This window comes from Selenomonas sp. oral taxon 149 str. 67H29BP, assembly GCF_000146365.1.
GTDB classification, from domain to species: domain Bacteria; phylum Bacillota; class Negativicutes; order Selenomonadales; family Selenomonadaceae; genus Centipeda; species Centipeda felix.
Map to the genome: position 1 here is coordinate 1416920 of NZ_GL397087.1, position 21545 is coordinate 1438464.

Annotated in this window: 21 protein-coding genes and 1 tRNA gene; 3 read left to right on the forward strand and 19 right to left on the reverse strand. The window is 59.8% G+C overall.

What is annotated here, in order from left to right; translation table 11 throughout:
• Positions 1-2: 2 nt before the first annotated feature.
• The 10 genes from HMPREF9166_RS06770 to HMPREF9166_RS06815 form a co-directional block, all read right to left on the reverse strand.
• Entirely contained in the window at positions 3-812 is an 810-nt protein-coding gene (locus tag HMPREF9166_RS06770) for a Nif3-like dinuclear metal center hexameric protein (RefSeq protein WP_009753248.1), read from the reverse strand.
• A 256-nt stretch (positions 813-1068) separates the two neighbouring features.
• Positions 1069-1779 (reverse strand): class I SAM-dependent methyltransferase, encoded by a 711-nt coding sequence (locus HMPREF9166_RS06775; RefSeq protein WP_009753250.1) that lies wholly within the window; start codon positions 1777-1779, stop codon positions 1069-1071.
• 96 nt (positions 1780-1875) lie between these two features.
• A tRNA-Asn gene (locus tag HMPREF9166_RS06780) sits at positions 1876-1951 on the reverse strand.
• Between the two features lie 73 nt (positions 1952-2024).
• Complete coding sequence (gene rpoD / locus HMPREF9166_RS06785; protein ID WP_009753251.1) at positions 2025-3137, reverse strand: RNA polymerase sigma factor RpoD; 1113 nt, start codon at positions 3135-3137, stop codon at positions 2025-2027.
• A 40-nt stretch (positions 3138-3177) separates the two neighbouring features.
• Positions 3178-4323, reverse strand: coding sequence for an RNA polymerase sigma factor RpoD (gene rpoD / locus HMPREF9166_RS06790; protein ID WP_009753252.1), 1146 nt, complete (start codon positions 4321-4323; stop codon positions 3178-3180).
• A gap of 94 nt (positions 4324-4417) precedes the next feature.
• The gene (gene dnaG / locus HMPREF9166_RS06795) at positions 4418-6199 is read right to left on the reverse strand and encodes a DNA primase (RefSeq protein ID WP_009753253.1); all 1782 of its coding nucleotides are present in this window, start codon (positions 6197-6199) and stop codon (positions 4418-4420) included.
• Positions 6200-6209: 10 nt separating this feature from the next.
• A complete protein-coding gene (locus HMPREF9166_RS06800) occupies positions 6210-7217 on the reverse strand; it encodes a deoxyguanosinetriphosphate triphosphohydrolase (RefSeq protein ID WP_009753254.1) in 1008 nt (335 codons plus the stop codon).
• A gap of 11 nt (positions 7218-7228) precedes the next feature.
• On the reverse strand, positions 7229-7612 hold the full coding sequence (locus HMPREF9166_RS06805; protein ID WP_009753255.1) for a universal stress protein: 384 nt from the start codon (positions 7610-7612) through the stop codon (positions 7229-7231).
• 91 nt (positions 7613-7703) lie between these two features.
• Positions 7704-8381 (reverse strand): DNA repair protein RadC, encoded by a 678-nt coding sequence (gene radC, locus HMPREF9166_RS06810; RefSeq protein WP_009753256.1) that lies wholly within the window; start codon positions 8379-8381, stop codon positions 7704-7706.
• Positions 8368-8949, reverse strand: a complete 582-nt coding sequence (locus HMPREF9166_RS06815; RefSeq protein ID WP_009753257.1) for a nucleoside triphosphate pyrophosphatase — start codon at positions 8947-8949, stop codon at positions 8368-8370. Before HMPREF9166_RS06815 ends, radC begins: the two co-directional genes overlap by 14 nt.
• A gap of 213 nt (positions 8950-9162) precedes the next feature.
• Here HMPREF9166_RS06815 and HMPREF9166_RS12980 point away from each other — a divergent pair, with 213 nt between their 5' ends.
• Positions 9163-9303, forward strand: coding sequence for a secretion protein HlyD (locus tag HMPREF9166_RS12980; protein ID WP_071586082.1), 141 nt, complete (start codon positions 9163-9165; stop codon positions 9301-9303).
• On the opposite strand, the gene HMPREF9166_RS06820 is transcribed toward HMPREF9166_RS12980, so the two are convergent.
• Together HMPREF9166_RS06820 and HMPREF9166_RS06825 are read right to left on the reverse strand one after the other, a co-directional pair.
• Positions 9291-10568, reverse strand: coding sequence for an SLC13 family permease (locus HMPREF9166_RS06820; protein WP_009753259.1), 1278 nt, complete (start codon positions 10566-10568; stop codon positions 9291-9293). The two genes, HMPREF9166_RS12980 and HMPREF9166_RS06820, sit on opposite strands and share 13 nt — an antisense overlap.
• A gap of 256 nt (positions 10569-10824) precedes the next feature.
• Positions 10825-11589 carry a family 1 glycosylhydrolase gene (locus HMPREF9166_RS06825; protein ID WP_009753261.1) on the reverse strand — a complete coding sequence of 255 codons (765 nt, stop codon included), beginning with the start codon at positions 11587-11589 and terminating at the stop codon, positions 10825-10827.
• Here HMPREF9166_RS06825 and HMPREF9166_RS12985 point away from each other — a divergent pair.
• Entirely contained in the window at positions 11530-11679 is a 150-nt protein-coding gene (locus HMPREF9166_RS12985) for a secretion protein HlyD (protein WP_071586083.1), read from the forward strand. The two genes, HMPREF9166_RS06825 and HMPREF9166_RS12985, sit on opposite strands and share 60 nt — an antisense overlap.
• 166 nt (positions 11680-11845) lie before the next feature.
• Here the strand turns inward: HMPREF9166_RS12985 and HMPREF9166_RS06830 are convergent, their stop codons facing one another.
• From HMPREF9166_RS06830 to HMPREF9166_RS06860, 7 genes are all read right to left on the reverse strand, one after another.
• Positions 11846-13210: a DUF389 domain-containing protein gene (locus HMPREF9166_RS06830; protein WP_009753262.1), complete on the reverse strand. Its 1365-nt coding sequence runs from the start codon at positions 13208-13210 to the stop codon at positions 11846-11848.
• 173 nt (positions 13211-13383) lie between these two features.
• Complete coding sequence (locus tag HMPREF9166_RS06835) at positions 13384-13662, reverse strand: hypothetical protein (protein WP_254655016.1); 279 nt, start codon at positions 13660-13662, stop codon at positions 13384-13386.
• A 134-nt stretch (positions 13663-13796) separates the two neighbouring features.
• The gene (gene narI, locus HMPREF9166_RS06840; RefSeq protein WP_006690404.1) at positions 13797-14462 is read right to left on the reverse strand and encodes a respiratory nitrate reductase subunit gamma; all 666 of its coding nucleotides are present in this window, start codon (positions 14460-14462) and stop codon (positions 13797-13799) included.
• On the reverse strand, positions 14459-14992 hold the full coding sequence (gene narJ, locus HMPREF9166_RS06845) for a nitrate reductase molybdenum cofactor assembly chaperone (protein ID WP_039981165.1): 534 nt from the start codon (positions 14990-14992) through the stop codon (positions 14459-14461). The genes narI and narJ overlap by 4 nt, the downstream gene beginning before the upstream one ends.
• 2 nt (positions 14993-14994) lie before the next feature.
• Complete coding sequence (gene narH, locus HMPREF9166_RS06850) at positions 14995-16413, reverse strand: nitrate reductase subunit beta (protein WP_009753263.1); 1419 nt, start codon at positions 16411-16413, stop codon at positions 14995-14997.
• The gene (locus tag HMPREF9166_RS06855) at positions 16403-20098 is read right to left on the reverse strand and encodes a nitrate reductase subunit alpha (protein ID WP_009753264.1); all 3696 of its coding nucleotides are present in this window, start codon (positions 20096-20098) and stop codon (positions 16403-16405) included. Before HMPREF9166_RS06855 ends, narH begins: the two co-directional genes overlap by 11 nt.
• A 441-nt stretch (positions 20099-20539) precedes the next feature.
• Complete coding sequence (locus HMPREF9166_RS06860; RefSeq protein WP_009753265.1) at positions 20540-21202, reverse strand: hypothetical protein; 663 nt, start codon at positions 21200-21202, stop codon at positions 20540-20542.
• A gap of 66 nt (positions 21203-21268) precedes the next feature.
• Between HMPREF9166_RS06860 and HMPREF9166_RS12995 the strand changes: the two genes are divergently transcribed.
• Complete coding sequence (locus tag HMPREF9166_RS12995) at positions 21269-21394, forward strand: secretion protein HlyD (RefSeq protein WP_071586098.1); 126 nt, start codon at positions 21269-21271, stop codon at positions 21392-21394.
• The last annotated feature ends 151 nt before the right edge of the window (positions 21395-21545 follow it).

Below are 21545 nucleotides of genomic sequence, written 5' to 3' on the forward strand. Positions count from 1 at the left end.
TCCTATATAATGACGTCGAATACGTCGCGCTGTGTCTCGGTCACGTGGATCTCCACCGTCCCGTGCTCCGCCGCGAGCTCCGCGCGCAGGAGGTCGGCGAGGACGGGGAGAACGGGGCGCTCCGTGCCGAAATGCCCCGCGTCGATGAGGTGCATGCCCTGCTCGGCGGCGCGCTGTGCCTCGTGGTACTTGACATCCCCCGTGAGGTAGACATCTGCGCCGCGCCGCACGGCTGTGTCGATAAACTCCGCGCCCGCACCGCCGACAACGGCCACGCGCCGTACGGGGCGATCGGCGACACGTACGAGGCGCACGTGGGAGACGCCGAGCCGCTCGCACACGCTATGGGCAAAGTCGTCGATGGCGACGGGGGCGGGGAGCGTGCCGATGCGTCCGAGGCTCTCCGCGCTGCCGTCCGCCTGCGCGACCATGATGAAGCTGCTGAGCTTTTCCAGTCCCAGACGCTCTGCGAGGACGTCGTTCACGCCGCCGCGTGTGATGTCGAGGTTCGTATGCGCTGCCGCGACGGCGATGCCGTGCGTAAGGAGCGCGGCGAGCCGCCGTCCGAGCGGGAGGTCGGTGCGCAGCTGCTTCATGCCGCGAAAGATTGCGGGGTGATGCGCGACGATCATGTCCGCTCTGCGTTCGATGGCCTCGGCAACGACAGTGTCGTCCACGTCGAGCGCGACGAGGATGCGCTCCACCTTCTGTGAAAAGCTGCCGACAAGCAGGCCTGTGTTGTCCCAGTCCTCCGCCAGATGATGCGGAGCGATGCGTTCGAGGGCGTTCATGACGACCTGACAGCTGAGCATAGGTGACCTCCTTAGATGCGTGAGGGAAGCACTGATAAATTCGGTACAACCATCTTGACGCATCTTTTTTGCCCGCACTTCGGCGGAAAATCCTCCACAGAGCACCACTCTGCGTCCGGTTTTCCACCTCGTTCGGACGAAAAAATCTGCGCCAATCTGGCAGACCTCATTTTATCAGTGATTCCTTAGGTTTTCGATGGGGGGCGACGGGGGAGGCTTAGGAAGCGCTAGGTTTCTCCCCCCATTTCGACGGGGCTTAGGGTGTTCGTCGATCCGCATGGATGAGCGCCTGCATTGTCCGCAGTGCCGCCAAGAGTGACACCGTTTCGCGGTACTCCGCACTCCGGCGGGCCTCCGCGCTCCCCTCCATGCCCTCTGCTGCACGGGCGAGCCGCGCCGCCTTGCGCGCGATGTGCTCGCCGAGGAGCGGGTCGCGCTGCTGGACGGGCTGCGTGCCGATGTGGAGCAGCGCCTCATCGGGCATCGCCGTGTGTCCGTGCACGGCGCGGATGATCTCATAGAGATGTCCCCCCGCACGGGCGAGCGTCTCCTTCTCGATCGTCCAGTCATGCGCATAGAGCCAGCGGCGCAGCTTCTCCGCACCGTTCATCGGCTGGAGGACGAGCGTCCCGACATCTCCGAGGATGTTCTGCGCCCCCGCAAGGATATCGGCGATGAGCGCGCCGCCCATGCCCGCGATAACAATGCTCTCCGCCTCGCCCGGGAGGAGGACGGAGAGCCCGTCTCCCTGCCGCACGTCAACCTGCTGTGTGAGCCGCTGTGTGCCGACCGTCCGCCGCGCCGCCTCGCATGCGCCCGCGCTGAGGTCACCGACGACCGCACGCGGCGCGTGCCCGTGCAGGACAAGCGTCGCTGCGAGGTAGGCATGGTCTGCGCCGATGTCCGCCAGTGTCGTTCCGTGCGGAACAAGCGCCGCAATCGCCGCCAGCCGCGCATCGAGCTGCATAGCCCCCCTCCTTGTCGTTTCACTACGCGGGGCACATCCCCGCAAACAAATATAAGAAAGGAGTGTAACCTCTCCGTTACACTCCAAAAATTCAAATGGCTCCTCGAACTGGACTCGAACCAGTGACATTCTGATTAACAGTCAGACGCTCTACCGACTGAGCTATCGAGGAATGTGTCAGACAAGCGTATTATAAAGGCTGTATGCCCCGCTGTCAAGAAAAATGTTGGCTGCAGTTTCGCCAACTACTCAAGGAAGTCCCGCAACACCTTACTGCGGCTCGGGTGGCGGAGTTTGCGCAGCGCCTTTGCCTCGATCTGGCGGATGCGCTCGCGCGTCACGCCGAAGCTCTGCCCGACCTCCTCCAGTGTGCGCGAGCGCCCGTCCTCAAGGCCGAAGCGCAGGCGCAGGACATTCTTCTCGCGGTCGGTCAGTGTCTCCAAGACCTCCTCAAGCTGCTCCCGCAGGAGCATGAACGATGCCGCCTCCGCTGGTGCGGGTGCCGCCTCGTCCTCGATGAAGTCGCCGAGGTGGGAGTCCTCCTCCTCGCCGATCGGCGTCTCCAACGACACGGGTTCCTGTGCGATCTTCATGATCTCGTGGACGCGCGCGACGCTGATGCCCATCTCCTTTGCGATCTCCTCGGGGCGCGGGTCACGGCCGAGCTCCTGCAGGAGCTGGCGCGAGATGCGCACGAGCTTGTTGATCGTCTCAACCATGTGCACGGGGATGCGGATGGTACGCGCCTGGTCGGCGATGGCACGCGTAATCGCCTGCCGGATCCACCACGTCGCATAGGTGCTGAATTTATAGCCCTTGCTGTAGTCGAACTTCTCGACCGCTTTCAGGAGCCCGAGATTCCCCTCTTGGATGAGATCGAGAAAGAGCATGCCGCGTCCGACGTAGCGCTTCGCGATGCTGACGACGAGGCGCAGATTCGCCTCCTCCAGACGATGCCGCGCTTCCTCGTCGCCCGCCTCCATGCGCTGAGCGAGGGCGACCTCCTCCTCGGCCGTGAGGAGGGGGACGTGTCCGATTTCCTTCAAATACATACGGACGGGGTCGTCCAGTGAGATACCCTCGGGCACGGAGAGGTCGATCTCGACCTCTTCCTCCTTGTCGGGGCCATCATCGTCTGCCGCATCCCCCGCCGCCGCCACATCATCGACAATCTCCACGCCCTCATCGCTGAAGCGTTGGTACATATCGTCCATCTCGTCGGGGGACATATCCTGTTTTTGCAGCGCGTCGATGAGCTCACCAAAAAGCAGCGACCCACCGTTCTTCTTACCCTTGGCAAGCAGTCGCTCAATGATGTCGGTGCTCGGCGCTTTCTTTTGCTCCGTCCCCTCTGGCATAGGGCTGTCCTCCTGTCGATGTTGGGTAGGCTCTCCCACCTTACGCGTCAAAATTTCCCTGTAGTTTGCGCAGGCGCACGGGATGTCTGAGTTTCCGCAGAGCCTTTGCCTCGATCTGGCGGATGCGCTCACGCGTCACGCCAAAGTTCTGTCCAACCTCCTCGAGGGTGCGGGAGCGTCCGTCCACAAGGCCGAACCGCAGACGCAGCACCTCCGCCTCACGCGGGGCGAGCGTCGTCAGCACCTCCGAGATCTGTTCCTTGAGCAGCAGCATGGACGCCGCATCTGCGGGGTCGGGTGCCGCCTCGTCCTCGATAAAATCGGAAAGATGTGTGTCCTCCTCCTCGCCGATCGGCGTCTCAAGGGACACGGGTTCCTGCGAGATCTTCATGATCTCACGCACGCGCGCCACACTCAGTCCCATACGGTGCGCGATCTCCTCCGGCGTCGGGTCGCGGCCGAGCTCCTGCAGGAGCTGACGCGAGACGCGGATATACTTATTGATCGTCTCGACCATGTGCACGGGGATGCGGATCGTGCGCGCCTGGTCGGCGATGGCACGCGTGATCGCCTGCCGGATCCACCACGTCGCATAGGTGCTGAATTTATAGCCCTTGCTGTAGTCGAACTTCTCGACCGCCTTCAGGAGCCCGAGATTCCCCTCTTGGATGAGATCGAGGAACATCATGCCGCGCCCAACGTACCGCTTCGCGATACTGACGACGAGGCGCAGATTCGCCTCCTCCAGACGGTGGCGTGCCGTCTCATCGCCCGCCTCCATGCGGCGTGCGAGATCGACCTCCTCCTCTGCGGTCAGCAGGGGAACGCGCCCGATTTCCTTGAGGTACATGCGAACGGGGTCGTCGAGCGCAACACCCTCGGGTACGGAGAGGTCGATATCGACATCGGCGTCCGTCTCGTCCTTATCCTCCAAATCATCGGCGAAATCCGCTGCGTCATCCTCTGCACCGACATCGGCATCGTCGATGATCTCGATGCCCTCATCCATGCAGCGCTGATACAGCGCATCCATTGCGTCGGGGGTCACGCTGTCCTGCGCGAGCGCATCCATCAGCTCACTGCAGGTGAGTGTCCCGCCGTTTGCTCTGCCTTTTTTCAGCAGATCCATGATCTCTACAGGCGTAGCCGTCTGCTCCGTTTCTTTTCGTAATGCCGCGATCTGCACTCTGCCCCCTCCTTTCAGTTCGTATTTTTTCTAAATAGTTACTATTACTTATTATATCGTTCACCGCAGGTCGTTGTTAAAGGAATCTGCATATTTATTCCTGTGTGCCGATGTGGGCAAGCTCATCCTGAATGCGTTTCACTTCGTTTAATTCGTCAACGTAGCCCGCTTTTCCTTCCTGCATCATCGTTTCTGCACGATGTGTATGCTGTGCGAGGGCAGCGGTCAAATGCGCCCGTCGAAACACCGCGAGCGCACCCGCGCGTGCCTCCGACGTGGGCGGCTCCTCGACCAGCGCACGCGTGATCTCCGCGCTCTCCTCCGCCGGCTGCGCCGCGATAAAATCCGCATCAATCACGCCCCCCGCCGCGATCTGCGCAGCAACGGCGCAAAAAATCGTACCGAAGAATTCATCGGGAAACGCATCGAGCGGCACGGCCGCCGTGATCTGCGCGAGGAAATCGGGATCCTGCCGCACGGCCGCGATGAGCTGTCGCCCTGCGCGCTGCAGGGCACGATCCGCACGTCGTACGGGCGTGCCCGCAGTGGGTGCGGCAGGTTTCTCTGCAGCACCACCGCGCCGCAGCCAGCGGCGCAGAGCGTCGGCAACGACCCCCTCGTCGAGAAAGAGCTCCGCCGCCGTGCGGCGCACGTATGCAGCGCGCTCCACAGGATCCAGCTCCGCGAGGACAGGCAGCATCGCGCGCAGCGCCGTACGCTGTCCCTCGATGCCGTCCGCCATCTGCGCGCGGATATGGCGCAGGTGGAAGGCGGGCGCGGGCACGGCCGTCTCGACGAGGGCGCGGAACGCATCCGCACCGTGCGTGCGCACGTACTCATCGGGATCCTTGCCGTCGGGCAGGAGGAGGACGCGCAGCTCCGCCGCGCGCCCATGCACCGCCGCGAGCGCGCGCAGGGTCGCCTCCTGTCCCGCGCGGTCGCTGTCGTAGCAGAAGACGATGCGCGGTGCGCGGCGCAGGAGCAGGGCGGCGTGGTCGCTCGTAAACGACGTGCCGAGCGTCGCGACGACGTTGTCAACGCCCGCCTCCCACGCAGCAATCGCGTCCATGTAGCCCTCGACGACGATGGTATAGCCCGCGCGGGCAATCGCACTGTGCGCACGATCCATGCCAAAGAGAAGCTTTCGCTTGTTAAAGACAGGCGTCTCCGCCGTATTGAGATATTTCGGCTGGGCATCGCCGAGCGCACGTCCGCCGAAGCCGACAACGCGCCCGCGCTCATCCGCGATGGGGATGATGACACGTCCGCGAAAGCGATCGTAGATCCCGTCCCCACGCTCACGCCGCACGGCAAGCCCCGCATCGACGAGGACGTGCTCCGCGACGCCGCGCTTTTGGAACGCATCGGAGAGCTTTGACCACGCATCCGGGGCAAAGCCGATGCCGTAGCGTTCGATGGCCGCGTCCGTGATGCCGCGCCCCGCGAGGTATGCCTTGCCCGCCGCGCCGTAGCGCGTCATGGTGAGGCAGTTGTGAAAGAAGTCACGTGCGAGCGCGTTTACGCGGCGCAGGTCGTCGAGGGCGCGCAGGCGCGCCTCCTCCTGTGCGTCGCGCTTGCGTGCGGGGCGCTCGATGCCGAGCTGCTCCGCCTGCCGCAGGATCGCCTCAAACGGGGTGATGTGCTCGATGAGCGAGAGAAATTTGAACGCATCGCCGCCCGCATGGCAGCCGAAGCAGTAAAAAAAGCCCTCCGACGGCACAACGGAAAACGATGCGGTCTTTTCGCTGTGGAACGGGCAGCAGCCCCAGTAGCGGTTGCCCTTGCGCTTCAGAGATACATAGCTCTGCACGACGGCGAGGATGTCCGTTCCTGCGCGCACCTGCTGCACGAACGCCTCCATCCTCGGGTCACGCATAGGTTTCTCCTTATATTGGTTTGATGGTCATCTGATCGACGGGCGGGATGTAGATCTCGCGGAACAGCGCGACGGCGTAGCTGTCCGTCAGCCCTGCCACGTAGTCCACGACGCACTGCTCGCGCCCCCACCGCTCCGCCCGCGCGATAAACTCGCGCGGCAGCGTGTCAAAGTACACGGTGAAGTGATCCATCAGCGCACGCAGGACATAGCCCGCCTGTGCGCGCTCGTGCGCGAGCGTCTTGGAATGATAGATGTGCTCGAACATAAAGCTGCGGAACGCATCCATCACATGCTGCACCTCCGGAGAGAGCGCCGCGTCGCCGCGTGCCTCCGAGGTGACGATCATATCCGACACCATGTTTGTGATCATTGCCGACGTATCCGTACCGAACGCGTCGCGCACCTCCGCCGGCAGATCGTCCGCCGTGAGGAGTCCCGCGCGCAGGCTGTCGTCATAGTCGTGGCAGAGGTAGGCGATACGGTCGGCGATGCGGACAATGCGTCCCTCAAACGTCGACGGCATCCCCTTTCCCGTGTGGTTCAGGATGCCGTCGCGCACCGCGCCCGTAAGGTTCAGCCCGTGCCCGCCGCGCTCTAGGATCTCCACCATGCGCAGGCTCTGCTCGTTGTGGGCAAAATGCCCGAGGATCTCCTCCATCACCGCCTCGCCCGCATGTCCGAACGGCGTATGTCCGACATCGTGCCCGAGGGCGATCGCCTCCGTCAGATCCTCGTTGAGCCGCAGACTCCGCGCGATCGTGCGCGAGATTTGCGCCACCTCAAGGCTGTGCGTCATGCGCGTGCGGTAGTGGTCGCCCGCCACGATGTAGACCTGCGTCTTGTGCTTTAGCCGGCGAAAGGACTTGGAATGCAGAATGCGGTCACGGTCGCGTTGGAACTTTGTGCGAAAGGGGCACTCCGCCATCGGATGACTGCGCGATGCATCCACGCTGCGCGCCGCCAGCGGCGACAGCAGAGCCGCCTCCTGCTCCTCCAAACGCTCACGTACCGTCATGGCTGCACCTCCTATTTGACGACCATGACGGGGATCTTCGACTCCTCCACCACCTTCTGGCTGACGCTGCCGATAAATACGCCCTTGAGGAGGCCGAGACCACGGCTGCCCATGATGATGATATCCGCCTTCTCCTCATCGGCCAGCTCCAGAATGCACTTGGCGACGTGCCCGCTCTTGACGTGCTTGCGTGCCGTCAGGCTCTCGGGCAGCTTCTCCCAGATACGGTCAAAGATGATATGGCTCGGGATATCCTTGTTGATGTTGCTCGCGACGTAGACAAAATCCAGCTCCGCACCGCATTTTTCCGCGATCGAGAGCGCCTCGTCCACAGCCTTGCAGCCGTTGACCGAACCATCCACAGGGACGAGAATCTTCTTGATGTCACTCATCATAATCCCTCCTAATTTGCTGCATATTGTTAGTTACGTTATCTGTATATTTCGATGATAAAACGGCAAATCCTTTTTCTGTGAAAAAAAAGTATTACAGCAGCCCCTCCTCGGCAAAGCTGAAGAAACCGTCCCGCGCGACGACGACATGATCCGTCACAGGGATGCCGAGCAGTTTCCCCGCCTCGTACAGACTGCGTGTGAGGCGGTGATCCTCCGCGCTCGGCGTGGGGTCGCCGCTCGGGTGGTTGTGTGCGACGATCACATGCGCCGCGCCGCAGCGGATCGCGGGCTCGAATACCTCGCGCGGGTGCACCAGCGCATTCGTGAGCGTCCCCGTCGACACATCGGCGAGCATCAGCAGCTCGTTCTTTGCCGAGAGCGGCAGGACGAAGAAGTGCTCGCGTCGCTCCGCATGGCAGCGCGCCGAAAGGAGCGTCATCACATCCGCCGCCTCGTTCAGGTGCGGCATCCCGTGCGTCCCCGCGTAGGCGCGTCGGCCGAGCTCTAGGGCGGCGAGTACCGTCGCCGCCTTTGCCCCGCCGATGCCCGGGATGCGTGCAAACTCGGCGGCTGGCATGCGCAGGATCGCCGCGAGCCCCTCCTCCCGAAACTGCGCGACGATGCCGCGTGCGAGATCGAGGACATGCTCTCCCGTCCGCCCCGTCCGCAGGAGAACGGCCAGCAGCTCCGCGTCGCTGAGCACTGCTGCCCCATGCGCCAGAAGTCGCTCGCGCGGCAGCTCCCCGTGCGGGAGGTCAGAGAGAGGCATCGTCCGCTGCCTCCATGACGACGCCCGCCGTGCGCGCGAGTGCCGCCACGGCGTAGAGAGGCAGCCCGACGACATTCGAGAACGAGCCGTGGATCTCCTCGATGTAGACGGCCGCGCGCCCCTGAATCGCATACGCCCCCGCCTTGCCCATCGGTTCGCCCGTCGCCACGTATGCGGCGATCTCCGCCGGCGACATCGGCGCAAAACGCACCGTCGTCTCCGTCGCGTCCGTGACCACGCGTCCATCCACGACCCACGCGATCCCCGTCAGTACCGTGTGCTGACGCCCCTCCAGCAGGGAGAGGATGTGGCGCGCCTCCTCGGCGTCGCGCGGCTTGCCGAACGACTTGCCGCCGAGGACAATCGCCGTATCCGCCCCGAGGACGGCGTGGTCGGGGTACTCCGCCGCCACCTTGCGCGCCTTCATCAGCGCATTGTAGATCACATCGTCGCGCGGGTGCTCCCCGTCCTTGCGCTCCGCGACAGCGGGCGTAATCGAGACGAACTGCGCCCCGATCTGGCGCAGGAGCGCGCGGCGGCGCGGTGATGCTGATGCAAGAATAAACATAGCTCCCTCCTGCCTGATGATACTCCCTGCTCTCCATGCAGAGCACAGAAAGCAAATATTTCTCGGTCAAAAAGAGAGACACCGAAACTGTGTCGGTGTCTCCCACAATTTTCCTGTATTTAATTGATTCGCGCAAACGCTCTATTTTCCTGCAAAGAATAATTTTCTTTTATAGGAATCGCTGATAAAATGAGGTCTGCCATATTGACGTAGATTTTTTGTCCGATTGAGGCAGCAAACCGGACGCATAGCAAAGACTATGTGGAGGATTTGCTAACGAAAAGCGGGCGAAAAAGATGCGTTAAGATGGTAGTGCCGAATTTATCAGTGCTTCCTATATTTCAGAGCAGATAGCGCACGTAGACGTAGACCGTCGAGAGGACGATCGTGAGCAGCATGAGCGGGAAGCCGATCTTGAAGTAACGGACGAAGCTGATGTGTACGCCGCGCTCCGCCGCCATCCCCGCCACGATGAGGTTCGCCGATGCGCCGACGAGCGTCCCGTTGCCGCCGAGGCACGCGCCGAGTGCGAGCGACCACCAGAGCGGCTCGAGGTTCGCGATGCCCATCGCGCCCATGTTCTGAATGAGCGGAATCATCGTCGCGACGAACGGAATGTTGTCCAGCACGGACGAGATGATCGCACTCATCCAGAGGATGAGGAGCGACGTTGCCGTCAGGTCGCCGCCCGTCGCATTGACCGCCGTCTCCGCGAGCTGGGCGATGATGCCGACCTCGATCAGACCGCCGACCGCGATAAAGAGTCCGATGAAGAAGAAGATCGTCGGCCACTCGACCGCGTGCATCGCCTTTTCCACGAGGTGCTCGCTGCCGCCCGCGAGGAGGAGCAGCAGGAAGCCGCCCGTGAGGGCAATGAGCGAGGACTCAATATGCGTAAAGGAGTGCGTGAAAAATCCGAGGATCGTCAGTCCCAGCACGAACAGTGCACGCTTCAGCAGGGCGTGATCCGTGATCGCCGCCTTCTCGTCCATCTGCATCAGCTCTGCCTGCAGCTCCGGCGTCGTCACGAGCTGCTTGCGGTAGATCGTCGCCATGATAAGAAGCACAACCACCATACAGACAATGGCGATCGGTGCGAGATGTTCGATGAACATGACGAAGGTCAGTTCCTTGACCGCACTGCCGATCATGATGTTCGGCGGGTCGCCGATGAGCGTCGCTGTTCCGCCGATGTTCGAGGCGATGATCTGCGTCAGAAGATACGGCATCGGATCGAGTTTCAGAATCTTTGTGATGCTGAACGTCACCGGCACCATGAGCAGCACAGTCGTCACGTTGTCGAGGAAGGCGGAGAATACCGCTGTGATCACGCAGAGGTAGACGAGGATGCGGCGCGGCTCCGCCTGTGCGGATTTCGCCGCCTTGATGGCGACGTAGTCAAAGAGCCCCGTCTCCTTCGTCACGCCGACCAGCACCATCATCCCGACGAGCAGCCCGAGCGTCTCAAAGTCCACATGGTGCAGCGCGACCTCCTGCGAGAGGATGCCGAGCAGCATCATGAGCACTGCGCCGATCATCGCGGCGACCGTGCGGTGGATCTTCTCCGACACGATCACCATATACATCACGACAAAAATGATTGCGGCCAAGGTTTCCATAGATGCGCCTCCTTTGTCTTGAGAATCGCTGATCCGTTCGGTACCTCATTGGATCAGCGATTCCCTGGGGGTGTTCTGCTGACGCGCGGCACAGCCGCCGCACGCACGACTTTGTTCATCTTATCACAAGCCTGTGATTAGTGACAAGTTTTTTCCGTGTACAATTTTTTGTCGTGTTTACGCGTGTTGTGTGGTGTTTTTTTACGAAGCGGGGGTAAACTGTGCGTGTGCCGCACGGGCAAGGGAGCTCTGCGCCTCATTTTACTGTACGCTGCAAACAACCGCCATGGGTCGCGATCACGTTCCTATACCAGTGGAACGATTTCTTGCGGTACCGCGCGAGCGTTCCCGTCCCGTCGTCATTTCGGTCGACGTAGATGAAGCCGTAACGCTTGCTCATCTGCGCGGTCGACGCGCTCACGAGGTCGATGCAGCCCCACGTCGTATAGCCCATGACGGGCACGCCGTCGGCGATGGCCTCCTCCACCTGCACGAGATGGTCGCTTAGATAGTCGATGCGGTAGTCGTCCTCCACCGTCATGCCGCCCGCGCCGTCCGCGACGAGCACGTCCTTTGCGCCCAGCCCGTTCTCCACGATGAAGAGCGGCTTCTGCCAGCGGTCATAGAAGCGGTTCAGCACGGAGTTGATCTCGTTGAACGTCAGCCAGTATTTTACCTTCTCCCGATAGCGCGTAAAGATCGTGCGCACGTACCGCTCGTAGAAGCCGATGAGGTCATGACTCATCCAGCCGTTGTATGTTTTGGCAAGGTGGAACGGCGTCTCGTAGTGCGAGATCGTGACGAGCGGCTCGATGCCGTATCGCAGGAAAATACTTCCCTCACCGTGCTGCTTTATCCATGCGACGAACAAATCGACGCATACAAAAAGATGCGGCATAAACGCATACATGACACCGGACTCGCTCTTGGCAATTGCTTTGATTAAGGAATCGCTGATAAAATGAAGTCCGTCGGATTGGTGCAGATTTTTTGTCCTGTCAAGGAGACAAACCGGACGCATAGCGAGAGCTATGTGGAGGATTTGCTAACGAAAAGCGGGCGAAAAAGATGCGTCAAGACGGCGGTGCTGAATTTATCAGTGCTTCCTTAAGGAATCGCTGATAAAATGAGGTCTGCCAGATTGGCGTAGATTTTTGTCCGATTGAGGCAGCAAACCGGACGCATAGCGAGAGCTATGTGGAGGATTTGCTAACGAAAAGCGGGCGAAAAAGATGCGTCAAGATGGTTGTGCCGAATTTATCAGTGCTTCCTTAAAGCTATAGCCCCTTTTCCCCCGCTGCAGACATGGTCTCAGGAAGGAAGTGTACCTCTACACGGTGTTTTGCTTTGTCCGAAATCCATTCGGTCAGGCGATGGCGCGACGCTTCGTCCATATCGGCGTTAAGATAGATAAACGCAATCTGGTTTTCCTTCAGAGCTGTCGATGTATCCCCTCCTGTTCCGGCAGGTTCGCGTACACTCCCGACGGCGATGCGGGAGATCTCCGGGAAAACGATGCGCGCCTCACGATTCCAGTCCAATATGTGCATTCCTTGCTTCTCCCCTTCCTCGCGGGCAGATTTGAGTGCGGTCACGGTCTGCTGCTCCTGAACAGAGGGAATAGCACTTTTTCCTGTCTCACTGAGTCTCTGATCGATCATCGCCTCCATTTCTTCACGGTCTTCCGAAGAAAAGATTTCTAGGTGAAACGGTTTGAGCTGTGTCTTTTGATGCAATTTCTCCGTCAATTCCTCAAGATCATCCTTCGATATTCTAGCGATTGTAAAAACTGTCAGCGTTTTCTTCTCGTTATCCAAGGTATAGGAGATGGCAATGTGCGGAGGTGTTTTGAAATTCTCCTCAAAAAATATTTTCGCCTGCTCGTTCTCCAGATTTTCCTGCACGCTCTGATACGCCGCGAAACAGCTGGGCAGCGTGACAAGGATGGCTAAGGCCATCAGATATCTTTTTTGTCTTGAAAATTCTACGGAGTCCCGCTCAATCTTCGATGGGATGTCAATGAGTTTCAGGACAACAAATGCAGTCAGACAGATAAAGAAGCTATTGATGAAGAACAGATAGAGTGCCCCAACAGCGTACGCCGCTACTCCCGCAGCAATCCCATATCCTGCGGTGCAGAGCGGAGGCATCAGAGCCGTTGCAATCGCAACCCCCGGAATAACATTTCCGCCCTCCTTGCGTGTTATCCCGATGATGCCTGCCAGCCCGCCAAAGGCAGCGATTAAAACATCCCAGATGGTCGGCGATGTCCGTGCAAGCAGCTCCGAAGAGGGGGCATCGATCGGCGTGAGGGAAAAATAAAGCGTCGATGCAGCAACTGAAATGAGCACTTGGGCGAATAGATTACCTGCACCGGAACGTATATATGCGCTGTCATAACGGGCAAGCCCATAGCCAATCCCAAGGATCGCCCCCATCAGCGGCGAGATCAGCATCGCTCCGATAACGACCGCCGTACTATTCATATTGAGACCGATGGAGGCAATAAAGATCGCCAGTATCAAAACGCTGAGATTCGTCCCCCGTAATCGGATACCAGCGTTGACCCGCTCCGTAATTTCCTGTGTCGAAGCAATATCACCACGTAAGTCAAAGAAAAATTTTAGCTTATTCCAAATCAAAATTTATCTCCTTCGCTTTCTGTCAGCTGCAAGTAAAATGGTTGCTGCACGGCCTGTTTTGTTCCCTGCAGCAGCTCCATTGCTGCGCGCTATGCTCTTGTCATACGCAAAAAGATGCGGCGTGCTGCCGCATCAAATCATCGGTATTTCCTCAAGCATCCGCCGCGCATCTCTTACGCGATCACGATTCCGTTGTCCTGTGCCAGCTTGCGGATAATCAGCTCCGGGAGTTCTGCCGCCTCGGCGATGACCGCAGGGGCGATGCCCGCGCGCAGGAGATTCATCGAGACGCGGATGACCGCTTTTTTGCTGCCGCGCAGTTCACCCTCAGCGAATCCCTCCGCCTTGCCCGCCTCCGCACCATGCTTCCACACGGTCTCCAGATCCGCCTCCATGGCCGTGCACAGTGCCTGCGTCCGCCGCTCTGCCGTCATGCGGATCAGTTCTTCCATTTTTGTCTCTCCCATTACACGTCAGCCTTTCCTTTCATTTTTTCTCTTATTATATCGGCTTCTATGAGATTGGTCAAACAGAAAACGCCCCCGCATCGCAGGATGCGGAGGCATTCGGTATATCGTATATCCCGTTATTTTTTCCGATAGATGATCGGGCTGCGCCAGAGATACTCGAACGGTGCACTGAGGCAGTGGACGAGACGCGAGAACGGGAAGAGAATCGCGACCGACATCCACGCGAGCATGTGCAGGCGGAACATGAGCGGCACGTTTTCCATGTAGGAGATGTCGGGGCTGAGCATAAGGACGGAACGGAACCACGGCGCGATGGTCTCGCGGTAGTCAAAACCGCCCTCCAAGGCGTTGAGACCTGTTGCCGCACAGCCCGTGAAGATGGCAAGGAAGAGGAAGAAATAGAGGAAACGATCCATCGACGACGTGTTCACCGCCATGCGGTCGGTGCCGAAACGGCGGCCGAGCAGGAGGATGAAGCCGAGGAAGAAGAGAATCCCCGCGGGCGTACCGCCGCCGAGGGCGATCATGTGATAGAGGTGCTCGTTGATGCCCACCGCCTCCGTCGCTGCCTTCGGGATGAGCACGCCGATGATGTGTCCGCCGAGTGCCATGACAAGGCCGAGGTGGAACATGGGGCCTGCGAGCGGGAGGTTCCCCTTCGTGAGGAACTGGCTGGACTTCGTCGTCCAGTTCCGCTCAAAGACGGTGTAGCGCACGATCGTCCCCACGATGAGGAACGTGAACGCAATGTAGGGGAGCGCGCCCCAGACAAACTGTTTCATGATGCCGTCCTCCCTTCCAGATGCGCCGCCCCTGTGAGGACGACATCGAGCAGAAACGCGTAGGGCAGCTTCGCCTCGATCAGACGGTCACGCAGGAGCTCCAGCTTCGGGCGCACCGCGCCGAGGATGTGTGCGGCACGCTCCTCGGGTACGGCTGCCGCGAGCTCAAGGATCGCGGGCAGGTAGTCGGGCAGCTCATGGTCGAGGTCATAGCCCGCATCAAGGAAGAGCTGCTTGTACGCGAGCATCTCCTCGGACTGCTTGCCGAAATCGGTGCGGTTGTGCGTCGTGAGGTAGAGGTTCGTGTTCTGGGAGAAGTCGAAGGCACGCACGTATGCGTCCTCATACTCCTTCGGGTCGCTTTCCTCCACGTAGTCAAAGAACTCCTCAAGCACCTCGCGCGACTGCGGGCGCTCGACGGTATGCGCCTCGGCGGCGCACTCCTTCACATCCCCCCACCATTCCTTTGAGGGGTACTCAAAGAGATAGGAGGTGAGGAGCAGCTCCTTTTGAATGCTGTTTGTCTCCATCATCAGCACCCCCCGGGACAGGCATAGCCTGCCGTCCCCTGCAGTTCGCGCAGTTTATCCTGCGATACGTCCTGCACGCCTGCGGGGATGTTGAACCGATCGCGGCGCTTCGCGATGCCGAGCAGACGGTACATCGCCTCGTAGGTCTCCGCATCGTGCGTGAGTCCCTCGGGCAGCGGCTCGCCCGTCTGCTTCGTGCGCATGTAGGTGCGCAGCTCGAGCAGCACGCCGAGGACGCGCTCGATCGCCGCCGTGTCGCCCGCCGTGAGGAGCTGGGCGAGATAGGCGACGGGGATGCGCATCTCTGCTGCGCCGGGGAAGAATACCTTCTCCTCGGCGCGCCGTGCGATCGGACTGAGGGGCGGGACGTACCAGATGTTCGGCAGCGTGCGGTACTCCGGATGGAGCGGGAACGCGAGCTGCCACTCGGCGATCAGCTTATACGAGGGCGAGTTCTGTGCCGCGCGGATCCAGCGGTCAGGGATGCCTGCCTCGTGCGCTGCCTTCACCGTCGCGGGATCGTTCGGATCGCAGAGCGCATCGAGGTACGCCTTGTAGATGTCCTTCGGATCGGGGGTCGATGCCGCCGCCTTCACCTTGTCCGCATCGTAGAGCAGTACGCCGAGATAGCGCATGCGTCCGACGCAGCCGTCGCTGCAGACGGTCGGCAGCCCGTTCTCAAGGCGCGGGAAGCAGAATACGCACTTCTCCGCCTTGTTCGTCTCCCAGTTGTAGTAGATCTTCTTGTACGGGCACGCGGGGACGCAGTGACGCCAGCCGCGGCAGCCGTCCTGCGAGATCAGCACCACGCCGTCCTCGTCGCGCTTGTAGATCGCGCCCGAGGGGCACGCCGCGACGCAGGCAGGGTTGAGGCAGTGGTTGCAGAGACGCGGCAGATGCTTCATGAAGATGTCGTGGAACTCAAGCGTGATCTCCTGTCCAATCTTGCCGAGGTTGTAGTCCTTGCGTGCGGACTGTCCGTCGGCGAGGTCGTCCTCCCAGTTCGGGCCCCATTTGATCTCCATGCGCTTCTGCGTGATGAGCGAGCGCGGACGCGCCACGGGCTGGTGGTTGCGCCGCTTCGTGTGGATCAGCGTCTCATAGTCGTATGTCCACGGCTCATAGTAGTCGTCCATCTCGGGCTGCTGCGGATGGTAAAAGAGCTTCGCGAGGCGCGAGATCTTGCCGCCGGTCTTGAGGCTCAGCTCGCCGTCCTTCAGCTCCCAGCCGCCCTTCCATTTTTCCTGATTCTCCCACTGCTTCGGATAGCCGATGCCGGGTTTTGTCTCGACGTTGTTGAAATACATATACTCCGCGCCGCGCCGGTTCGTCCAGACGTTCTTGCACAGGATGGAGCACGTATGACAGCCAATGCACTTGTCGAGATTCATGACCATCGCGATCTGTGCTTTAATCTTCAAGCCAATCTACCTCCTCCATGCGCCGCACGACGACATACGAGTCGCGCTGGTTGCCCGTCGGGCCGTAGTAATTAAATCCATAGCTGAGCTGCCCGTAGCCGCCGATGAGGTGGGTGGGCTTCATGTGAATGTGCGTCGGGGTGTTGTGCGTTCCCGCGCGCGTCCCGGAGAGCTTCGAGCCCGGCACGTTGATGTGGCGGTCCTGCGCGTGGTGCATAAAGACTGCGCCCTGCGGAATACGCGGCGAGACGACGACGCGCGAGGCGACAACACCGTTGCGGTTGTAGAGCTCGATCCAGTCGTTGTCCTTCACGCCGATCTCCGCCGCGTCCTTCTCACTCATCCAGACGCTCTGGCCGCCGCGGAACATCGTGAGCATCTGCTGCGCATCGAAGTACATGCTGTGCGTACTCCACTTGTTGTGCGGCGTGAGATACTTCAGCGTGATCTCCTTCTGCGGACCGTTCAGCGACCTATTCATCGGGCGGAAATCGAGGATCGGGCGGTAGACCGCCTGTGCCTCGCCGAACTCGCGCATGACCTCATGATCCATGTAGAAATGCTGGCGTCCCGTCAGCGTGCGGAACGGAATCAGTTCCTCCACATTGTTCGTAAAGGGCGTGTAGCGGCGGTTCTGATTGCTGCCCGTAAAGGTCGGCGCCGTGATCGTCTCACGCGGCTGCGCAATGACCTGATCGTAGGTAAAGCGCTCCTCCTCGCGATCCTTCGCGAGCTTCGTGAGGTTCGAAAGTCCCGTACGCTTTTCGACCGCCGCCCATGCACGGACGGCCGTCCTGCCGCAGGTCGTCGGCGACATGCCGAGCACCGCGTCGATCGCCTGCCGTGCCTCGTAGATCGAGGGGCAGCCGTAGGACACATAGTCCTTGTTGTCGATGATGCCGTTGCGCCGGCGGATCTCCTCGTAGTCCTCTGCCGAGTCCCACGTATTGCCGTGGCTCGCCGTCTTGCCGCCCGCATTCGGCCCGAGTGCAATCCACTTCTCATAGAGTTTCGTGTAGTCGATCGTATTCGCGGCGATGTTCGGCATCGTCTTGCCGGGGATCGGCTCACACTCGCCCTTTTTCCAGTCGCGCACGACGCCATCGGGCTGTGCGAGCTCTGCCTCGCTGTCGTGCCCGAGCGGGGTCGCGGCGATGTTCGTGTACGGGGTGAGTCCCGCATCCTTCGCGACGGCGGAGACCGCCTGTGCGAGCGTGCGGTAGATATCCCAGTCCGTCCGCGACTCCCAGAGCGGATCGACCGCCGGCTGGAACGGATGGACGAAGGGATGCATATCCGTCGAGGAGATGTCGGTCTTCTCGTACCACGTCGCCGTCGGCAGGACGACGTCGGAGTAGAGCGCGTTGCCCGCCATGCGGAAATCGAGCGCGACGAGCAGGTCGAGCTTGCCGTCGAGCGCGCCGCCCGGCTTTTCGAGCTCCTCCTTCTCACGCCACTTGACCTCCTGCGGACGGACGGCGGCATCCTCTTCCTGGAAGATGCTGTTCTCTGTGCCGAGGAGATACTTGAGGAAGTAGTCGTTGCCCTTCGCGGACGAGCCGAGGAGGTTGCAGCGCCAGACAAAAAGGTTGCGCGGGAAGTTCTGGGGTGCATCGGGGTCCGCCCACGCAAAGTCGAGGCTGCCGTCCTTCAGACTCTTCACGACATACTGCTTGATGCCGTCCGCGCCCTCGTAGCCCGCCGACTTCGCGTCTGCGGCGATCTGGTTCGAGCCGCGGTTGAACGTCGGATAGGCGGGTGCCCAGCCGAGACGCGCCGCGAGCAGGGCGTAGTCTGCCGGATGCGTATAGCGCGCCGTCTCGTTTGCCGCCGCGAGCGCGTCCGTCTGGATCTCGTCGCTGCGCCACTGATCGGTCGCAAAATAGTAGAACGACGTAGAGTTCAGCATCTTCGGCGGAGCCTGCCAGTCGGAGCCCGACATGATGCGCGCCCAGCCCTCGTTCGGGCGGAGCTTCTCCTGCCCGACGTAGTGCGCCCAGCCGCCGCCGTTGCGTCCCTCGCAGCCCGTGAAGAGCAGGAGGTTGATGATCGTGCGGTAGACGATGTCGGCGTGGAACCAGTGGTTGATGCCGCCGCCCATGATGATCATCGTGCGCCCGTTCGTCTTGATCGCATTGTCCGCGATCTCGCGCGCCGTCTTGATGACGAGGTCGGGTGCGATGCCTGTGTACTTCTCCTGCCATGCGGGCGTATAGGGCGTATCGTCCTCGTAGGAGCCCGCACTCTCGCCGCCGATGCCGCGGTCAATCGCATAGTTCGCGAGCGTCAGATCGTAGACCGTCGTGACGAGCACCTCGCCGTCTGCGGTCTTGACGCTGCGTACGGGGAGCGCGCGCGTCAGCGTGCGCTTTTCGCGGTCGTTGCCGAAGTACGGCAGCTCGACCTCCACCGTCCCCGTCTTGTCGTCCCAGACGGAGAGACGCGGGCAGATCTCCGCGCCTGTGTCGCGGTTCTCCTCGCGGATGTTCCATTTCTCCTGATCGCTCCAGCGCTCGGCGAGTGTGCCGTTCGGGATAACGATCTCGCCCGTCACATCGTCCACCACATAGTAGCGGAACTCCGCGTGCTTCTCGTCGCGTCCCATGTCGCGCGAGGAGAGCATTCGCCCCGGGATATACGTGCCGTCCGCGCGCTTTTCGATGCGCACGAGGAACGGGAAGTCCGTGTATTTCCGCGTGTACTCGACGAAGAACGGGACGGTCTTGTCAACATAGTATTCCTTCAGGATGACGTGTCCCATCGCCATCGCGAGGGCAGAGTCACTGCCGACCTTCAGCGAAATCCACGTGTCCGCGAACATCGACGACTCGGCGTAGTCGGGCGCGATGGAGACGACCTTCGTCCCCTTGTAGCGCACCTCCGCCATAAAATGTGCGTCCGGCGTACGCGTCAGCGGCACATTCGAGCCCCATGTGATGAGGTAGCCCGCGTTGTACCAGTCGCTTGACTCGGGTACGTCCGTCTGCTCGCCCCAGATCTGCGGGCTCGCAGGCGGGAGGTCGGCGTACCAGTCGTAGAACGAGAGTCCTACGCCGCCCATCAGCTGCATGAAACGGATGCCCGCTGCATAGCTCAGCATCGACATCGCCGGGATAACAGAGAAGCCGAAGATTCGGTCGGAGCCGTAGGTATACGCCGTATAGAGCACGGAGGCGGCGATCAGCTCGCTGACCTCTTCCCAGTTGGAGCGCACAAAGCCGCCCATGCCGCGTGCCTCTTTGTACTTTTTCTGCTTCACGGGATCCGAGGCGATGCTCTTCCACGCCTCGTATGCATTCGCGTGCGACGCACGCGCCTCACGCCAGAGAGCCGCGAGCTCCCCGCGCAGATACGGGAACTTCACGCGGTGCGGACTGTAGAGATACCAGGAGAACGTCGACCCACGCGGACAGCCGCGCGGCTCGAAGTCCGGCATGTCCGGCGCCGTCTCCGGGTAGTCCGTCGCCTGATTCTCCCACGCTACGATCCCGTTCTTGACGTGGACGTTCCAGCTGCACGAGCCCGTGCAGTTGACGCCATGCGTCGTGCGTACGGTCTTGTCAAATGACCAGCGATCACGGTACATGTTCTCCCATGTACGTCCGCCCTCGCGCGTCTCCTGATGACCATCCGCAGAAGTCGACGTAGGAATCAGATACTTGAATTTTTGAAAGATACTGCTCACGCCTTCACCCCTCCGCTGTTCTGTTTAGGAATCGCTGATAAAACAGACCCTAAGATGGCGGTTCTGAATTTATCAGTGCTTCCTTTACACAGAAAAAACACATTACATAGGTTCTTTTATGTTACTATAATCCTTGTCTCTAGAATGTGAGTTATATCACAGTTTTAGGCAAATTCTACAATCGAATAATATTCTCAATTCATATATGATGAATCTTGCGTGAGATTCTCATTATTGCTTCATGGCCATGCTAATTGCGTGAACATTTTGCTCATAAAAAAAGAGCACCGCACGAAGCCATTCGCCTCATGCGGTACTCCCGTGAATCGTTTGACTAATGGAATCGCTGATAAAGCAGCCCCTCAGTTTAGCATGGATTTCCGCCGACGTGCGGGAAAAAAGATGCGTCAAGACGATTGTGCTGAATTTATCAGTGCTTCCCTAATGTATTGCCGAACGCTTTGCGGCTTCCCTGCGTTCAAAAATCTTGTCCAGTACCGCCGCTTCCTGTTCACGCCATGGGCGATTTGGATCATCCACATGCATTTGCTTAAGATCCTTAATCACTTCATCGCGCAAAAGATCAAACAGTGTACTCGATTGCACATCTCCCGCTGTTCGCTGCGACTGACGGCGCAGGAACGGATGAAAGGGAGAGAAGCCGAACATATCGGAGATGAGATTGTTCACCTGATAGCGTTCCTCGCGTGAAAGCCCCTTCATCGCGTTGACAAACGCGCGTTTTTCCTCAAACGAAGCATCCCGCGGCGGGTAGTAGAAAAGCGAACCGTCAGGATTCTTCTGACAGACAACAAGGCGTCCGCCGATACGCGGCTTCGCCATGGTGGAATAATCACGCAGATCATCGTTATAGAGCGCCGCAATGAGTGCCTCATCATCTGGTTCCGGATAATGCTCCGGATCAACAGACCACTTGCAAATATTCTCCACTGAGTTCCGCTTTGCGTCGGAATCGGATGTCGACAACGCCTCGCCGAGCATCGCGGCAAAAACTTCTCCATCAGCTGCCTTTTTCGACGGTTTGGCGGCAGATGAGTGGACGCGCGCCGCATCATCTGTTCCATGTACACTCAAATATGCCATATCAAGCCTTCCTTTCTTTTCTTCTAAGGAATCGCTGATAAAATGAAGTCTGCCAGATTGGCGTAGATTTTTCGTCCGAACAAGGAGGCAAACCGGACGCATAGCAAGGGCTATGTGGAGGATTTGCCGACACAGTGCGGGCAAAAAAGATGCGTCAAGATGGTAGTGCTGAATTTATCAGTGCTTCCTTAACAATATTATCGTAAAAATCGACCCCCCCTTAATCCAAAATCAATTTTTATTGATGATATCCATCATCCGCCATGACGCATTGACAACAAATGTCCTTCTTATTGTATGAATCCTTCAACTATACTATAATATAAGGAAACACTGATAAAAT

What these genes read in the sequence shown, in the direction of transcription:
- rpoD (WP_009753251.1), bottom strand. Translation starts at nt 3,137, where the DNA reads ATGCCAGAGGGGACGGAGCAAAAGAAAGCGCCGAGCACCGACATCATT.
- narJ (WP_039981165.1), bottom strand. Translation starts at nt 14,992, where the DNA reads ATGGAGACAAACAGCATTCAAAAGGAGCTGCTCCTCACCTCCTATCTC.
- radC (WP_009753256.1), bottom strand. Translation starts at nt 8,381, where the DNA reads ATGCCTCTCTCTGACCTCCCGCACGGGGAGCTGCCGCGCGAGCGACTT.
- HMPREF9166_RS06815 (WP_009753257.1), bottom strand. Translation starts at nt 8,949, where the DNA reads ATGTTTATTCTTGCATCAGCATCACCGCGCCGCCGCGCGCTCCTGCGC.
- HMPREF9166_RS06820 (WP_009753259.1), bottom strand. Translation starts at nt 10,568, where the DNA reads ATGGAAACCTTGGCCGCAATCATTTTTGTCGTGATGTATATGGTGATC.
- HMPREF9166_RS06825 (WP_009753261.1), bottom strand. Translation starts at nt 11,589, where the DNA reads ATGCGTCCGGTTTGTCTCCTTGACAGGACAAAAAATCTGCACCAATCC.
- HMPREF9166_RS06800 (WP_009753254.1), bottom strand. Translation starts at nt 7,217, where the DNA reads ATGACGGTACGTGAGCGTTTGGAGGAGCAGGAGGCGGCTCTGCTGTCG.
- HMPREF9166_RS12985 (WP_071586083.1), top strand. Translation starts at nt 11,530, where the DNA reads ATGAAGTCCGTCGGATTGGTGCAGATTTTTTGTCCTGTCAAGGAGACA.
- HMPREF9166_RS06775 (WP_009753250.1), bottom strand. Translation starts at nt 1,779, where the DNA reads ATGCAGCTCGATGCGCGGCTGGCGGCGATTGCGGCGCTTGTTCCGCAC.
- HMPREF9166_RS06805 (WP_009753255.1), bottom strand. Translation starts at nt 7,612, where the DNA reads ATGATGAGTGACATCAAGAAGATTCTCGTCCCTGTGGATGGTTCGGTC.
- HMPREF9166_RS06860 (WP_009753265.1), bottom strand. Translation starts at nt 21,202, where the DNA reads ATGGCATATTTGAGTGTACATGGAACAGATGATGCGGCGCGCGTCCAC.
- HMPREF9166_RS06835 (WP_254655016.1), bottom strand. Translation starts at nt 13,662, where the DNA reads ATGGAAGAACTGATCCGCATGACGGCAGAGCGGCGGACGCAGGCACTG.
- narI (WP_006690404.1), bottom strand. Translation starts at nt 14,462, where the DNA reads ATGAAACAGTTTGTCTGGGGCGCGCTCCCCTACATTGCGTTCACGTTC.
- dnaG (WP_009753253.1), bottom strand. Translation starts at nt 6,199, where the DNA reads ATGCGTGACCCGAGGATGGAGGCGTTCGTGCAGCAGGTGCGCGCAGGA.
- HMPREF9166_RS06770 (WP_009753248.1), bottom strand. Translation starts at nt 812, where the DNA reads ATGCTCAGCTGTCAGGTCGTCATGAACGCCCTCGAACGCATCGCTCCG.